Genomic DNA, 14,400 nt, shown 5'->3' on the forward strand with positions numbered 1-14,400 from the left:
GAGCGAGACTTGAACGAAGCCCCGGATCGCCGATCCGGGGCTTTTGTCATGGGGTCAGCGCGGCGTGCCGGGCGTGGGGGCCACGCTGCCGTCCTCAAGGATGATGTCGCCCGGCTTCTGGCCGGGGCCGCAATCGCCGAGGCGCCGGTTCTCGATCACGGTCCTGCGCACCGAAGGGCCGGCGCCTTCGGGCAGACCGGTGAGCGTGGTGGTGGTCTCGATCGTCACGTGGGTCTTGAAGTCGCCGGTGATGACGCCGCGCCCCTCCGCGGTCAGCGGTCCCACCTTGCACAGCGTTTCGGTGGCGTAGCCGTCCGCGGTGCGGGTCACCGCGTTCTTCGAACAGCTCGCGGCGCCGGCGGTGATGTCCCGCGCCTTGCGGTCGGTGGTCGCGTCGATGCACTGGCGGGCGGTGGTGACGCCGTCCTCCGTGCGGCTGACGGACTCCCACAGGCCCGGCGCGCGGGTGGGAAGCTCGTCGTCCGCGCGGACGGCGCCGGGCGCGGCCAGCGCGCCGGCGAGAGCGAGAACGGCGATCGGCCGCCGCATGCGTTTCGGTCTGCTCGTCATGGCGCGTCTCTCCTGCGCGATCGCCGCAGGGGAAACAGATAGGGCGGCCATGGCCGGCCGCCCCTCCGCCATCGGATCAAGGCCTATTCCGCAGCGGCGCGGAAGCCGGGCGCGGCCTCGCGCACCTCAGCCTCCACGTCGGCGAAGCTCTCGAAGTTCTTCGCGAACATGTCCACCAGCTTGCGCGCGGCCCGGTCGTAGGCCGCCGCGTCCGCCCAGTTGTCGCGCGGACGCAGCAGCTCGGGGGCGACGCCCGGAACCTCCATCGGCACGGCGAAGCCGAAGTTCGGGTCCGTGTAGGTCTCGGCCTGACCCAGCCGGCCGTCGAGCGCGGCGGCGAGCAGCGCGCGGGTGGCCTCGATCGGCATGCGCTGGCCTTCGCCGTAGCCGCCGCCGGTCCAGCCGGTGTTCACCAGCCAGCAGTCCACCTGATGCTCGTCGATCAGGCGCTTCAGCAGCGCGCCGTAGACCTGCGGCGGCCGGGGCATGAAGGGCGCGCCGAAGCAGGTGGAGAAGGTGGCCTGCGGCTCCTTCAGCCCGGTCTCGGTGCCCGCAACCTTGGCGGTGTAGCCGGACAGGAAATGGTACATGGCCTGGGCCGGGGTCAGCTTCGCGATCGGCGGCATCACGCCGAAGGCGTCGGCGGTCAGCATGACGATGTTGCGCGGCAGGCCCGCGCGCCCGGTGGCGCTGGCGTTCTTCACGTAGCGCAGCGGATAGGCGGCGCGGGTGTTCTCGGTCAGCGAACCGTCGTCGTAGTCCGGCTGGCGCGTGACCGGATCGAGCGGCACGTTCTCGAGGATGACGCCGAAGCGGCGGATGGCGTTGGCGATCTGCGGCTCGGACTTCGGCCGCAGCCGGATGGTCTTGGCGTAACAGCCGCCCTCGAAGTTGAACACGCCGTCCCTGGACCAGCCGTGCTCGTCGTCGCCGATCAGCGTGCGCGACGGATCGGCTGACAGGGTGGTCTTGCCCGTGCCCGACAGGCCGAAGAACACCGCCACGTCGCCGTCGCGCCCCACATTGGCCGAGCAGTGCATGGGCATGACGCCCCGGTCCGGCAGCAGGTGGTTCAGCACCGAGAACACCGACTTCTTCATCTCGCCCGCATAGGCCGTGCCGCCGATCAGCACGATGCGCCGGGTGAGGTCGATGGCGATCACGGTTTCGGAGCGGACGCCGTGGCGTTCGGGATCGGCCTTGAAGCCCGGCAGGTCGACGATGGTGAGCTCGGGGGTGAAGCCCGCCAGATCGCCGCGCGCGGGCGGGATCAGCATGGTGCGGATGAACAGCGAGTGCCAGGCGTATTCCGTGTAGACCCGCACTCTCAGCCGGTGGGCCGGGTCGGCGCCGGCGTTGAGATCCTGCACGAACAGCTCGCGGCCCCGCGCATGGGCGATGAAGTCGTCCTTCAGGGCGTCGAACTGCTCGGGGGTCAGCGCCGCGGCGTTGTCCCACCAGATCGCGCTTTCGGTCTCCGCGTCGCGGACGATGAACTTGTCCTTGGGCGAGCGGCCGGTGTGGGCGCCGGTCTCCGCCGCCAGCGCGCCGCTGGAGGACAGCATGGCCTCGCCCCGGCGGAGCGCGCGCTCCACCAGCACGGGCGGCTCAAGGTTCCAGTTGAGGCCGGCGAGCCCGTCGAAGCCGAACGCCTCCGCGCCGTGCCCCTCGTTCCAGTCGCCGATCTGCCGCAAGGTCGTCTCCATTTTTCAATCCGCGCTTCTCCGCGCGCTCCTTCATGCCTTAGTGGCCAGATGAAACTGGCGTAAGCATGGCGGGGAACCCAAGTCGGCGGCAAGCTGGGCGCGGTTCCCCTTAGGTCTACATATGCGCGATCCCTTATCTGAATTTGTGGTCGACTTTCGCATGCGGCGGGACGCTGATGCGAAAACATGGCGACGACTTGTGAATATCTTCTGAAATCGCCGCGATCAACATGCAGTTTTGCTGAAGGGGAGGTCAGCTTCCGCCGCGGGCGACGCCCACCAGCCGCACCAGCTCCTTGCGCACGTCGGTCGCGCTCTTGGCCGGCTGGGCGAAGGGCAGATAGAGCGCGCGGCCGTCCAGCCCGATCTCGAAGCCGAGCGGGTCGCAGCCCTCGAAGCGCCACGCGCCGTCCGGCGCGCGCCCGAGCGCGGTGGCGTAGAGCCGGGTGGCGTCCGCATGGTCCTCGTTCATGTGCTCCGTGACGCCGGCTTCGGCCTCCAGAAGCGGTTCCGCGCCGGTAAGGTCGGTGGCGAGGTCGCTCCAGGGCAGCTCCACGATGCGGCCGAAGCCCGCCACCAGATGGGCGCTCGCAGGCTCCAGCCGCAGCATGCGGAAGTCGGCGAAGTCGAAATAGCCGGCCGATTCGGGCTGCCGCGCCAGCCAGCGGCCGCGATGCGCCTCCTTCTCAGCCGCGACCACGCGGCCGATCACGCTGACGCGCGGATGGGCGAGCGGATCGCCGGCGCCGCTTTCCGCGAACAGCAGGCTCGCCCGCGGGTCGCGCGCCAGATTGGCCGCATGCCGCGCGAGGTCCGACACCAGCAGCAGCGGCGCGCCATCCGGGGCTGTGGCGGCGGCCACCAGCGAGGCGTAAGGGGCGCCGTCGGCGTCGATGGTCGCGAGCATGGCCCGGCGTCCCGAGCGGATCAGCGCTCGGGCGGCGGCGACGGGCTCAAATGCGGCGGCGGGCGCGGCGGTCGTCATGGGAAAAGCTCCGGTCGAAAGCAGGTCCGGGAGGGAAGCCGACGATCGGACCGCTTGACAAGGCGCCATATTCGGGCGCGCCGTCACAATTAAGCCACGCCGCGCCGCTTCATGCGGGCGGGGTTTCAGGTTACAGGCGGGTCCATGCCCACGATCGCTCTGGTCGACGACGACCGCAACATCCTCACCTCCGTGTCCATCGCCCTCGAGGCGGAGGGCTACCGGATCCAGACCTACAACGACGGCGCTTCGGCCCTTGAGGGGCTGAAGGCGTCGCCGCCCGACCTCGCCATCTTTGACATCAAGATGCCGCGCATGGACGGGATGGAGCTGCTGCGGCGGCTCAGGCAGAAGTCCGAGCTGCCGGTGATCTTCCTCACCTCCAAGGACGAGGAGATCGACGAGCTGTTCGGCCTGAAGATGGGCGCGGACGATTTCATCCGGAAGCCGTTCTCCCAGCGCCTGCTGGTGGAGCGCGTGAAGGCGGTGCTGCGCCGCGCCGTGGCGCGCGAGGCCGCCGCCGCCACGCCCGGCGCCGCGGGCGCCAAGGGCCCCAACAGCAAGGCGCTGGAGCGCGGCTCGCTGATGATGGACCCCGAGCGCCACACCTGCACCTGGAAGGGCGAGGGCGTGACGCTGACCGTCACCGAGTTCCTGATCCTGCAGGCGCTCGCCATGCGTCCGGGGGTGGTCAAGAGCCGCAACGCGCTCATGGACGCGGCCTATGACGATCAGGTCTATGTGGACGACCGCACCATCGACAGCCACATCAAGCGGCTGCGCAAGAAGTTCAAGGCGGCGGACGACGACTTCGACATGATCGAGACGCTCTACGGCGTCGGCTACCGCTTCAAGGAGGTCTGAAAAGACCGTTGAAACCTGTCTCAGGGCTCGATCAACGTGTCCCATCATGCCCGCCGAAGGCGGCTATCCACGATTTTGGACGCTCCAACGCTTGTGGGTTCAAGTCGTGGACGCCCGAGACAAGCTCGGGCATGACGTCGAGCTTGGACAACCGCATAAGGTCCGAGCGCGCGGGCCAGATCGGCCCGTCCGCTCCGGTCGCGTGAGACGATGAGTTCAGACGCCGAACGCGCCGACGACCTGCCCCAGGCCGACGACGACGAAGCCGCGGCCCCGCGCACGCTGAGGGCGCGGGCGCGCGACGCGGTGAAGGCGCTTCGGGTGCTGGGCTTCTCCAGCCTCACGCGCCGCATCGTGGTGCTGAACCTCGCCGGCCTGCTCGCGCTGGCCTCCGGCATCCTCTACCTCAACCAGTTCCGCGCCGGCCTGATCGAGGCGCGGGTGCAGAGCCTGCTCATCCAGGGCGAGATCATCGCCGGCGCCATCGCCTCCTCGGCCACCGTCGAGACCAACCAGCTCTACGTGGACCCGGACAAGCTGCTGGAGCTGCAGCTCGGCGAAAGCGTCTCGCCCGGCGAGGAGGGGCTGCAGAGCCTTGAATTCCCCATCAATCCCGAGCGGGTGGCTCCGGTGCTGCGGCGGCTCGTGACGCCGACCCGCACCCGCGCCCGCATCTACGACCGCGACGGCGGCCTGCTGCTGGACAGCCGGTCGCTCTACGCCCGCGGCGACATCCTGCGCTTCGACCTTCCGGCGCCCAAGACTCGCGAGCCGAACCTGTTCGACGGCGTCGTCCACGCGGTGAAATCCTGGTTCCGCCGCTCCGACCTGCCGCTCTACGCCGAGCTCGGCGCCTCCAACGGCCGCGGCTATCCGGAGGTGAATCGGGCGCTGAACGGCGCGCCCGAAAGCGTGGTGCGCGTCAACGAGAACGGCGAGATCATCGTGTCGGTGGCTGTGCCGATCCAGCGCTTCCGGGCGGTGACCGGCGCGCTGCTGCTGTCGACCCAGGGCGGCGACATCGACGCCATCGTGCGGGCGGAGCGGCTGTCGATCGTGCGCTACTTCCTGGTGGCGGCGGCGGTGATGCTGGTGCTGTCGCTGCTGCTGGCGAGCACCATCGCCGGCCCGGTGCGCAAGCTCGCCGACGGGGCCGAGCGGGTGCGGCGCGGCATCAAGCACCGGGAGGAGATCCCGGACTTCACCAACCGCTCGGATGAGATCGGCCACCTGTCCGGCGCGTTGCGGGACATGACCAACGCGCTCTACGCCCGCATCGCCGCGATCGAGAGCTTCGCCGCCGACGTGGCGCACGAGCTGAAGAATCCGCTCACCTCGCTCCGGTCCGCCGTGGAGACGCTGCCGCTCGCGAAGTCGGACGACTCCCGCGCCCGGCTGCTGGGCGTGATCGAGCACGACGTGCGGCGGCTCGACCGGCTGATCAGCGACATCTCCGACGCGAGCCGCCTCGACGCCGAGCTGCAGCGGCAGGACGCCGAGCCGGTGGACGTGGTCAAGCTGCTCTCCACCGTGATCGACATGCAGAACAGCGTGCGCCGCGACGACGGCGTCGCCGTCAGCCTGAAGGTGGCCGAGGCGGCCCAGGGCCGCGACGCCTATCTGGTGCTCGGCCACGACTCCCGCCTCGCCCAGGTGGTCACCAATCTGGTCGACAACGCGCGCTCGTTCTCGCCGCGGGGCTCCAGTGTCACGGTGCGCTGCCGCCGCGCGCGCAGCTCCGTGGAGATCATCGTGGACGACGCCGGGCCCGGCATCCAGCCGGACGCCATGGAGAAGATCTTCGAGCGCTTCTACACCGACCGGCCCGAACAGGGCTTCGGGCAAAACTCCGGCCTCGGCCTGTCGATCTCCAAGCAGATCGTTGAGGCCCATGGCGGCGACATCCGCGCCCAGAACCGCATGACCAAGCCCGTGGCCGGCGAGGAGCCGAAGGTGGCGGGCGCGCGCTTCGTGGTGCGTCTGCCGGCGGCGCTGGCGTGACCCTGGCGCCCACGGTCCACGCCACCTGCGTGGTGGTGGGCGCGGCGGGCGTGCTGATCCGCGGCGCGCCCGGCGCCGGCAAGTCGAGCCTGGCGCTGGAGCTCATCGACGCCGCCCGCAGGGACGGCGGATACGCGGCGCTGGTGGCGGACGATCGGGTGCGGCTGGAGCAGATCTCGGGCCGTCTGCTGGCGACCTGCCCGGAGGCGCTCGCGGGCCTGATCGAGATTCGCGGCGTCGGAATCCGGGAGGCGCCCCATCTGCCGGCGGCGGTCATCCGACTTTTGGTGGATATGGAGCCCGAGCCCGCCCGGATGCCGGACGAAGACGCGGCGACCGACAGGGTGGAGGGCGTTGCGCTGCCGCGACTTGCGGTCGCGGAGCGCTCGCCCCTGGCCGTCGTTCTGGCGCGCCAGATGCTGGCCGCGCATGGTCTCTCTCCGGATTGTGGCGCTTCCGCACTTGCGTTCGCGCCGCAACATGGAAAAGTAAGGGTTCCGGCGCGCCTCGCGCCGTCGTTCTAGCGTCGGGCGCGCGGCTGAATGCGCGCCGGCCAAGGGATCTGGAGCGCACGCGTTTGCGCGGAGAATGCATGATAGGCCTCGTACTGGTCACTCACGGGCGTCTGGCCTGTGAGTTCCGCGCCGCGCTGGAGCATGTGGTTGGCCGCCAGCCTCAGTTCGCGACCATCACCATCGAACCCGACGACGACATGGAGCTGCGCCGCGGCGACATCCTCGCCGCCGTGCGGGAAGTGGACAGCGGCGACGGCGTCGCGGTGCTCACGGACATGTTCGGCGGCACGCCGTCCAACCTCGCCATCTCCTGCATGGAGGGGCGCCGGGTCGAGGTGATCGCGGGCATCAACCTGCCCATGCTGATCAAGCTCGCGAGCGTCCGGGCCGATCTGCCGCTGGACGCGGCGGTGGTTCAGGCGCAGGAAGCCGGGCGCAAATACATCAACGTCGCGAGCCGGGTGCTCTCCGGCAAGTGAGGCCGACCGCGGCCGGGCCATCCGGCGCGGCGGTATGACGAACCTGCGGCAAGACAGGGACGGAGCGAAACGAATGGCGCAGGACGGCGTTTCCCGCGAGCTTCCCATCATCAACCGGCGTGGCCTGCATGCGCGAGCTTCCGCGAAGTTCGTGCAGACGGTGGAGCGCTTCAACGCCAATGTGCGCGTCAGCCGCTCCGGCGAAACGGTCAGCGGCGGCTCGATCATGGGGCTGATGATGCTGGCCGCGGCGCCCGGCACCACCATCATGGTGGAGGCGAGCGGCGCCGAGGCGTCCGAAGCGCTCGAGGCCATCGCCGCGCTGGTGGCGAACCGCTTCGGCGAAGAGGAGTAGGACGCTCGTCTGACGGCGGGGAGGGGAAGGCCTCACGCCGTCATGCCCGAGCTTGCCTCGGGCCTCCACGACTTGAACGCTGAAGATTTCGCCCGGCGAAAAGTCGTGGATATCCGGCTGCGCCGGGCATGACGGGCGTTTTATCGCGCGCTACGTCCGTTCCTGGACAGACCTTACGGCCCGAAGATCGACCAGCCGGTGCGCTTGACCAGCATCTCCAGCGCGAGCCTCCCGAGATGGGAGTTGCCGGCGGCGTCGAGGCCGGGGGACCATGCGGCGATCGAGGCCTTGCCGGGCGCGACCGCGATGATGCCGCCGCCGACGCCGCTCTTGCCGGGCAGGCCGACCCGGTAGGCGAAATCGCCCGAACCGTCGTAATGGCCGCAGGTCAGCATGATGGCGTTGATGCGCCGGGCGCGCTCCCGCGTCACCACCGAGCGGCCCGTGGAGGGCTGCACGCCCGAATGGGCGAGGAAGCGGGTCGCCATGGCGAGCTGGCGGCAGCTCATGGCGATGGCGCAGTGGTGGTAGTAGACGCCGAGGGTGAAATCGACCGGGTTCTCGATCACCCCGAACGACTTCATGTAGTTGGCGAGCGCGGCGTTGCGGAACCCGGTGCGCTGCTCCGAGGCCGCCACCTTGTCGTCGATGGCGATGCTGTCGTCGTCCGCCAGGAACTGCATGAAGCGAAGGATCTCGCCCAGCGCCTCGCGCGGCTTGTGGCCGGAGACGATCACGTCGGTGACGGCGATGGCGCCGGCGTTGATGAACGGGTTGCGCGGCACGCCGTTTTCCCGCTCGAGCTGGACGATGGAGTTGAACGGGCTGCCGGAAGGCTCGCGGCCCACCCGCCGCCACAGCCGGTCGCCGATCTTGCCCAGCGCCAGCGTCAGGGTGAACACCTTCGAGACGCTCTGGATCGAGAACGGCGCGTCGCAGTCGCCGGCGGCGCTGACGCGGCCTTCGGCGTCGATCACGGCGAGCCCGAACTGGTTCGGGTCCACCCGCGCCAGTTCGGGGATGTAGCTCGCCACCTCGCCCCGGTCGGGACGCGCGCGCAGCTCCTCGGCGATCTCGCGGACAATGGCGTCGAGGTCGGCCATGGGCGTCAGCCGGCCTTCGCGAGGCCGTCGGGCATGCCCGGCGCCGTCTGCCAGCCGAGGTCGGGCAGCATCACGATGCGGGCGCCGCGCATGTCGGCGGCGCAGGCGAGGAAGCCGCGCTCCTCCATATAGGCCAGCAGCCGCCGGGCGCGGCCCGGCGAGCGGGTGCCGTAGGCGCGGGCGATCTCGCTGTCGGAGGGGCAGGGCGCCTTCTGCAGCGCGGCCTTGGCGATCAGCAGGAACACGCCCCGCACGTCCTCGGGCAGGGCGGCGGCGACCAGCGTCGCCTGCTCCCAGTCGGAGGCCGCGACGGAAGCCTCGTCCACGCCGGCCTTGGCGATGGCGAGCTCGCGCCGGAAGCGCGGCAGGTCCGGCGGCTCGCCGGAGAGGCGCGCGATGCGGCAGCGGACCAGGAAGTCCTGATAGAGCGTGGAGACCGGCTGAAAGCCTGCCTCGGGCTCGGCCATGATCGCCGTCATGATCTCGGCGATGGTCTTCTCGCGTTCGGCGTCGGCGAACAGGTCGACGGGCGCTTCCGGCGCGGCGGCGACCGCGGCCTCGCGGGAGCGGGAGAGCTGCGCCAGCACGTCGGCGGTGGAGGCGGTGGAGGCCGCCGCCCGCGGCAGGCTCTCGCCCTCAGAGCGGCGGAAGATCAGCCCGGCGGCGTCCTCGGCGGGCTTGTCGGGCAGGGGGGTGAGTTTCGGCGAGCCGCCGCGCCCCTGCGTCTCGGACGGCCCGATGCGCACCGCCTCGGGCTTGCGGCCGATCGCGGGCCCGAGCCCCACGAAGGCGCCCCGGTCGAGGTTGCGGAACGCCTCGGCCTGCCGGCGCTCCATGCCGAGCAGATCGGCGGCGCGGGCCATGTCGATGTCGAGGAAGGTGCGGCCCATCAGGAAGTTGGAGGCCTCGGCCGCCACGTTCTTGGCGAGCTTGGCGAGGCGCTGGGTCGCGATCACGCCCGCGAGCCCGCGCTTGCGGCCGCGGCACATCAGGTTGGTCATGGCGGCGAGCGACTGGCGGCGGCTCTCCTCGTCCACGTCGCCGGAGGCGGCGGGAGCGAACAGCTGCGCCTCGTCCACCACCACCAGCATCGGGTACCAGTGGTCGCGCTCGGCGTCGAACAGCCCGTTCAGGAACACGGCCGCGGCCCGCATCTGGCGGTCCACGTCGAGGCCTTCGAGATTGAGCACCACCGACACCCGGTGACGGCGCACCCGGTCGGCGATCAGGCTGAGGTCGCGCTCCACGCCGGCGGCGTCCACCACCACATGGCCGTAGGCGTCCGCGAGGGTGACGAAGTCGCCTTCCGGGTCGATGACGCATTGCTGCACCCAGGGCGCGCTCTGCTCCATCAGCCGCCGCAGCAGATGCGACTTTCCCGAGCCCGAATTGCCCTGCACCAGCAGGCGCGTGGCGAGCAGCTCCTCAAGGTCGATCACGGCGCGCTGGCCGCTGGCGCGCGCGCCGATGTCCACGCTCACCGTCATTCGGCCGCGACTCAGCCTCCGTGCGTCTTCAGCGATTGGAGGTCAACGGTTACCCGCCCCGGCGCGGGAGTCCAAGCGCCGTCCGCGTTGTCCCCAGCGATTCGAGGGGCGCGCCGTCAGCGCACCACCACCTTCGCCCCGATGGGGACGCGGGCGTAAAGATCCTCGACGTCGAAGTTGATCATGCGGATGCAGCCGGACGACATGGCCTTGCCGATGGTGTGCGGCTCGTTGGTGCCGTGGATGCGGAACAGCGTGTCGCGGCCGTTGCGGTGCAGGTAGAGCGCGCGGGCGCCGAGCGGGTTCTCCGGGCCGCCGGCCATGCGCAGCGGCAGGTCCGGCCGGCGCTGCAGCATCTCGGGCGGCGGCACCCAGTCCGGCCATTCCTGCTTGGCGCCCACCACCGCCTGTCCGGTCCAGCCAAAGCCTTCGCGACCCACGCCGACGCCGTAGCGCAGCGCCCGGCCGTCGGATTCGACGAGGTAGAGGTGCTTGGTGGAGGTGTCGATGACGATGGTGCCCGGCGCCTCGCCGGTGGGGTCCGACACCTCCTGCTTGCGGTATTCCGCGGGCAGGGCGGACGGGTAGCTGCGCGTCATGGCGGCCGCGATCGCGCCGCCGGACGAGGTGTTGAGGCTGGACGAGGTCTCGCATCCGGCGAGGGCGAAGCTCGCGGCGGCGAGCGCCGACGCGACGAACAGCTTGTACGAACCCGGCATGAGACTGGACGCCGCTCCCCGACGGACGCCGCGACGGGCGGCGCTGTGCGATGTTTTTCTTCAGTCCGCCCAGTAAAGAGGGCGCGGCCATGCGCAGGCGAGGCCTGTTCGGCGACGGCCGGCGCAATTCGCGGCCGCTGTCACGCCTTCGCCACACTTTCCGCCGGGTTGGCCCTCGCCGTCAGGCGGCGGCGACGCCCCCCTGCGGCGGCGTGATGGCGTAGCCCTCTTCGTCGTACTGGTTCAGCTTGTTGCGCAGCGTCCGGATCGAGATGCCGAGGATGTTGGCGGCGTGGGTGCGGTTGCCCTGGGTGTGGCCGAGCGTGTCGAGGATCAGCTCGCGCTCCACGTCCGCCACGGTGCGGCCGACGAAGCTGCGGGTGATCATCTCCGCGGTCTCGGCCGCGCGCGACGCCGCGTCGGCGGTCCGCGCCGGGGCCATTGGCCCGCCATCGGGGCTCAGAATCGCCTCGGCCCCGATCTCCGGCCCGCTCGCCAGCAGCACCGCCCGGTGGATGGTGTTCTCAAGCTCGCGCACGTTGCCGGGGAAGCGCCCGCGGGCGATCTGGGCGCGCGCCTCCGCCGACAGCGGCCGCACCGGCATGCCGTTGGCGACGGCGTATTTCTTCGCGAAATGGGTCGCGAGTTCGAGAATGTCCGACGGACGATCCCGCAGCGGCGGGATCTTCAGCGTCACCACGTTCAGGCGGTAGAGCAGGTCCTCGCGGAAGGTCCCGCGCCGCACCTCGTCCGCCAGCACCCGGTTCGAGGTGGCGATGACGCGGATGTCCACCGGCACGGGCTTGGAGCCGCCGACCCGGTCGATCACCCGTTCCTGCAGGGCGCGCAGCAGCTTGGCCTGCAGCCGCACGTCCATCTCGGAAATCTCGTCCAGCAGCAGCGTGCCGCCCGAGGCCTCTTCGAACTTGCCGATGCGGCGCGCGGAGGCGCCGGTGAAGGCGCCCTTCTCGTGGCCGAACAGCTCGCTTTCCAGCAGCTGCTCGGGGATGGCGGCGCAGTTGACCGAGACGAAGGGCTTGTTGGCCCGGAGCGACTTCTGGTGGACGTGGCGGGCCAGCATCTCCTTGCCCGAGCCGCTTTCGCCGGTGATGAGCACGCTTGCGGCGGAGCCGGCGATCTGGGTCGCGAGCTGCACCACCGCGATCATGGCCGGATCCCGGAACACCAGGTCGCGCTGGTCGTCGGCGACCGCCGCCAGCACCGCCGCGATGAGCTCCGGGTCGGGGGGGAGCGGGATGTACTCCTTGGCGCCGGACTGGATGGCGGCCACCGCCGCCCGGGCGTCGTTGTCCACGCCGCAGGCCACCACCGGCACATGGAAGCGCTCCGCCTCCAGTCCGGCGATCAGCTCCCGCACGTCGAGCGCCACGTCGACCATGATCAGGTCGGCGCCGCGGCCGGCGCGCAGGGTGCGCATGGCCTGGTCCACGGTCTCCGCGTGGGTCACGGCGGCGCCCCGGTCCATGGCGATGCGCGTGGCGGCGGTGAGCTGGCCCTTGAGCTGGCCGACGATGGTGAGCCGCATGGCGTCCTCCTGCCGTTCAGGCGCGGTCGGGCTTGATGATCTCGGTCATCGTCACGCCCAACCGCTCTTCGACCAGCACCACTTCGCCGCGGGCGACGAGCCGGTCGTTCACATAGATGTCGATGGCCTCGCCGACCTTGCGGTCGAGCTCGAGGATCGAGCCGGGTTTCAGCCGCAGCAGTTCGCCCACGTCGACCCGCGAGCGCCCGAGCACCGCCGAGACGGAGACCGGCACGTCGAACACGGCTTCGAGGTCTGAGGCGCCCCGGGGCTCGCCCGACGGCTCCGTTCGCGCGCCGGGCTTGTCCATCAGGTCAAGGTCGCCGGCGCCGAGGTCCGGAAGCGGCACGTCCTTGCTGGTCATGTGGCGTCTCCTTCCGGGCCGCCCTCTTCGGCGGCGAAATGGCGGGCGATCACGGTTTCGAGCGCGGCGGCCACGGCGGCCGCGTCGCGCACCACGCCGCCGTCGGCCCATTCGAGGCGGGCGTCGCCCACGGCGACATCGGGGTCGCCGAGCACGATCAGGCGGCCGGCGAAGCCGCGGGTCTGGGCGATGGCGGTCAGTTCGGCCTTCACGGACTCCACCAGCGCGGGCGCGACGCGCACCGCCACATGGGGCGCCTGGCGCAGCTCCGCGAAGCAGGCCTCGGCCGCGGCGGCGATCTCCGCCAGCGGCGCCCGCGCCATGGCCGCGCCGGCGAGCTTGCGGGCGAGCGCCAGCGCCAGATCGACCCCGGCGCGCTCCTGCTCCCGCGCGCGGCGGTCGGCGTCGTCGAGGCTTGCGGCGAGCCGGGCGCCCAGAGTCTCCACCGCCGCGACGAGGCGCGCGGCGTCGGAGTCGCGCATGGCGCGCCGCCCCTCCGCCTCGCCGCGGCGGAAGCCTGACGCCTCCGCCTGGGTCAGCGCGGCCTCGTGTTCGGCGAGCGCCACCACGGCGGGCGGCGGCGCCTTGGGCGCCGGCGCCGCGAAGTCGCGGTCGAACAGGAAGGGGGCGGGTTTCGACGTCACGCGCGCGCCGCTCCGTCCGCCTCAGGCGGGAGACGGTCAGTAGACAAGCTCGTCCTCCCCCTTGCTCTTGGAGATGCGGATTTCGCCGCGGGCGGCGAGGTCCTTGGTGAGGCTGACGAGCGCGGCCTGGGCTTCGTCCACCTCCTTCAGGCGCACGGGGCCCATGGCCTCCATGTCGTCGGACAGCATCTTGGCGGCGCGGCCGGACATGTTGCCCATGAGGAAGTCGCGCATGGTCTGGCTCGCGCCCTTCAGCGCCACGGCCAGCTTGTCGCGCGGCGCGTCGCGCAGCAGCGTCTGCACGCCGGCGGAATCGAGCTTCGCCAGATCGTCGAAGGTGAACATGAGCTGCTTGATGCGGTCGGCGCTGTCCTTGGACGCGTCCTCCAGCTTCGACAGGAAGCGCGACTCGGTCTGCCGGTCGAAGGCGTTGAAGATCTCCGCCATCTGCTCGTGGGCGTCGCGGCGCGAGGTCTGGGACAGGTTCGACATCAACTCGGAGCGCAGCGTCTGCTCCACCCGCTCCAGAATGTCCTTCTGCACCGCCTCCATGGCCAGCATGCGGCGCACCACGTCGAGCGCGAAGTCCTCGGGCAGGATGGCGAGCACCCGCGCGGCCTGCTCGGAGCGGATCTTGGACAGCACCACCGCGACGGTCTGCGGGTATTCGTTCTTCAGATAGTTGGCGAGCACCGCCTCCTGCACGTTGGAGAGCTTCTCCCACATGGTGCGGCCGGCCGGACCCCGGATCTCCTCCATGATGGCCCCGACGCGCTCCTTGGGCAGCAGCCGGGCCAGCAGGCGCTCGGTGGTGTCGAAGGTGCCCATCAGCCCGCCGGCCGAGGACAGCGACGACACGAACTGCATCAGCAGGTTCTCGACCGTGCTCATCTCCACCGGGCCGAGCGAGGCCATGGCGCCGGAGAGCGCGCGGATTTCGTCGTCGTCCAGCATCTGCCAGATCGGGGCGCCGTGCTCCTCGCCCAGGGCGAGCATCAGAACGGCGGCGCGATCCACGCCGGACAGGGGGCGGCCCGAGGCCCTCGCAAGGTCTTGCGCCAT

General features: G+C 70.8%; 15 protein-coding genes. 5 read left to right on the forward strand and 10 right to left on the reverse strand.

Translation table 11 applies throughout. The annotated features are described in order from the left end of the window. Nucleotides 1-54: 54 nt before the first annotated feature. The 3 genes from PKE85_RS07895 to PKE85_RS07905 form a co-directional block, all read right to left on the reverse strand. Entirely contained in the window at nt 55-570 is a 516-nt protein-coding gene (locus PKE85_RS07895; protein WP_271204256.1) for a DUF3617 domain-containing protein, read from the reverse strand. Between the two features lie 83 nt (nt 571-653). Next, nucleotides 654-2,264: a phosphoenolpyruvate carboxykinase gene (locus PKE85_RS07900; protein WP_428981332.1), complete on the reverse strand. Its 1,611-nt coding sequence runs from the start codon at nt 2,262-2,264 to the stop codon at nt 654-656. A 265-nt stretch (nt 2,265-2,529) separates the two neighbouring features. Further along, nucleotides 2,530-3,261: a HugZ family pyridoxamine 5'-phosphate oxidase gene (locus PKE85_RS07905; protein WP_271204258.1), complete on the reverse strand. Its 732-nt coding sequence runs from the start codon at nt 3,259-3,261 to the stop codon at nt 2,530-2,532. A gap of 144 nt (nt 3,262-3,405) precedes the next feature. Here PKE85_RS07905 and PKE85_RS07910 point away from each other — a divergent pair, with 144 nt between their 5' ends. The 5 genes from PKE85_RS07910 (at nt 3,406) to PKE85_RS07930 (ending at nt 7,475) form a co-directional block, all read left to right on the forward strand. Further along, nucleotides 3,406-4,125 (forward strand): response regulator transcription factor, encoded by a 720-nt coding sequence (locus PKE85_RS07910; protein WP_271204259.1) that lies wholly within the window; start codon nt 3,406-3,408, stop codon nt 4,123-4,125. A 210-nt stretch (nt 4,126-4,335) separates the two neighbouring features. Beyond that, nucleotides 4,336-6,126 carry a sensor histidine kinase gene (locus PKE85_RS07915; protein WP_271204260.1) on the forward strand — a complete coding sequence of 597 codons (1,791 nt, stop codon included), beginning with the start codon at nt 4,336-4,338 and terminating at the stop codon, nt 6,124-6,126. After that, nucleotides 6,123-6,650, forward strand: a complete 528-nt coding sequence (locus PKE85_RS07920; RefSeq protein WP_271204261.1) for an HPr kinase/phosphorylase — start codon at nt 6,123-6,125, stop codon at nt 6,648-6,650. Before PKE85_RS07915 ends, PKE85_RS07920 begins: the two co-directional genes overlap by 4 nt. Nucleotides 6,651-6,718: 68 nt before the next feature. After that, entirely contained in the window at nt 6,719-7,120 is a 402-nt protein-coding gene (locus PKE85_RS07925) for a PTS sugar transporter subunit IIA (protein WP_271204262.1), read from the forward strand. Between the two features lie 73 nt (nt 7,121-7,193). Then, a complete protein-coding gene (locus PKE85_RS07930) occupies nt 7,194-7,475 on the forward strand; it encodes an HPr family phosphocarrier protein (protein WP_271204263.1) in 282 nt (93 codons plus the stop codon). 173 nt (nt 7,476-7,648) lie between these two features. On the opposite strand, the gene PKE85_RS07935 is transcribed toward PKE85_RS07930, so the two are convergent. The 7 genes from PKE85_RS07935 to fliG form a co-directional block, all read right to left on the reverse strand. Further along, nucleotides 7,649-8,578, reverse strand: coding sequence for a glutaminase (locus PKE85_RS07935; RefSeq protein ID WP_271204264.1), 930 nt, complete (start codon nt 8,576-8,578; stop codon nt 7,649-7,651). Between the two features lie 5 nt (nt 8,579-8,583). After that, nucleotides 8,584-10,065 carry a helicase HerA domain-containing protein gene (locus PKE85_RS07940; RefSeq protein ID WP_271204265.1) on the reverse strand — a complete coding sequence of 494 codons (1,482 nt, stop codon included), beginning with the start codon at nt 10,063-10,065 and terminating at the stop codon, nt 8,584-8,586. 116 nt (nt 10,066-10,181) lie between these two features. Beyond that, nucleotides 10,182-10,784: a L,D-transpeptidase gene (locus PKE85_RS07945; protein ID WP_271204266.1), complete on the reverse strand. Its 603-nt coding sequence runs from the start codon at nt 10,782-10,784 to the stop codon at nt 10,182-10,184. A gap of 181 nt (nt 10,785-10,965) precedes the next feature. Continuing rightward, nucleotides 10,966-12,330: a sigma-54-dependent transcriptional regulator FlbD gene (gene flbD / locus PKE85_RS07950; RefSeq protein ID WP_271204267.1), complete on the reverse strand. Its 1,365-nt coding sequence runs from the start codon at nt 12,328-12,330 to the stop codon at nt 10,966-10,968. Between the two features lie 16 nt (nt 12,331-12,346). Next, nucleotides 12,347-12,694 (reverse strand): flagellar motor switch protein FliN, encoded by a 348-nt coding sequence (gene fliN / locus PKE85_RS07955; RefSeq protein ID WP_271204268.1) that lies wholly within the window; start codon nt 12,692-12,694, stop codon nt 12,347-12,349. Beyond that, nucleotides 12,691-13,338 (reverse strand): FliH/SctL family protein, encoded by a 648-nt coding sequence (locus PKE85_RS07960; protein ID WP_271204269.1) that lies wholly within the window; start codon nt 13,336-13,338, stop codon nt 12,691-12,693. The genes fliN and PKE85_RS07960 overlap by 4 nt, the downstream gene beginning before the upstream one ends. Nucleotides 13,339-13,374: 36 nt before the next feature. Continuing rightward, nucleotides 13,375-14,400: a flagellar motor switch protein FliG gene (gene fliG / locus PKE85_RS07965; protein ID WP_271204270.1), complete on the reverse strand. Its 1,026-nt coding sequence runs from the start codon at nt 14,398-14,400 to the stop codon at nt 13,375-13,377.

The sequence above is a fragment of the Methylopila jiangsuensis genome (assembly GCF_027922305.1).
GTDB lineage: Bacteria > Pseudomonadota > Alphaproteobacteria > Rhizobiales > Methylopilaceae > Methylopila > Methylopila jiangsuensis.

Bases quoted from the DNA above. Each gene is read 5' to 3' on its own strand.
- PKE85_RS07905 (WP_271204258.1), bottom strand. From the start codon at position 3,261: ATGACGACCGCCGCGCCCGCCGCCGCATTTGAGCCCGTCGCCGCCGCC.
- PKE85_RS07945 (WP_271204266.1), bottom strand. From the start codon at position 10,784: ATGCCGGGTTCGTACAAGCTGTTCGTCGCGTCGGCGCTCGCCGCCGCG.
- PKE85_RS07895 (WP_271204256.1), bottom strand. From the start codon at position 570: ATGACGAGCAGACCGAAACGCATGCGGCGGCCGATCGCCGTTCTCGCT.
- PKE85_RS07910 (WP_271204259.1), top strand. From the start codon at position 3,406: ATGCCCACGATCGCTCTGGTCGACGACGACCGCAACATCCTCACCTCC.
- flbD (WP_271204267.1), bottom strand. From the start codon at position 12,330: ATGCGGCTCACCATCGTCGGCCAGCTCAAGGGCCAGCTCACCGCCGCC.
- PKE85_RS07935 (WP_271204264.1), bottom strand. From the start codon at position 8,578: ATGGCCGACCTCGACGCCATTGTCCGCGAGATCGCCGAGGAGCTGCGC.
- fliN (WP_271204268.1), bottom strand. From the start codon at position 12,694: ATGACCAGCAAGGACGTGCCGCTTCCGGACCTCGGCGCCGGCGACCTT.
- PKE85_RS07925 (WP_271204262.1), top strand. From the start codon at position 6,719: ATGATAGGCCTCGTACTGGTCACTCACGGGCGTCTGGCCTGTGAGTTC.
- PKE85_RS07940 (WP_271204265.1), bottom strand. From the start codon at position 10,065: ATGACGGTGAGCGTGGACATCGGCGCGCGCGCCAGCGGCCAGCGCGCC.
- PKE85_RS07930 (WP_271204263.1), top strand. From the start codon at position 7,194: ATGGCGCAGGACGGCGTTTCCCGCGAGCTTCCCATCATCAACCGGCGT.
- PKE85_RS07915 (WP_271204260.1), top strand. From the start codon at position 4,336: ATGAGTTCAGACGCCGAACGCGCCGACGACCTGCCCCAGGCCGACGAC.
- fliG (WP_271204270.1), bottom strand. From the start codon at position 14,400: ATGGCGCAAGACCTTGCGAGGGCCTCGGGCCGCCCCCTGTCCGGCGTG.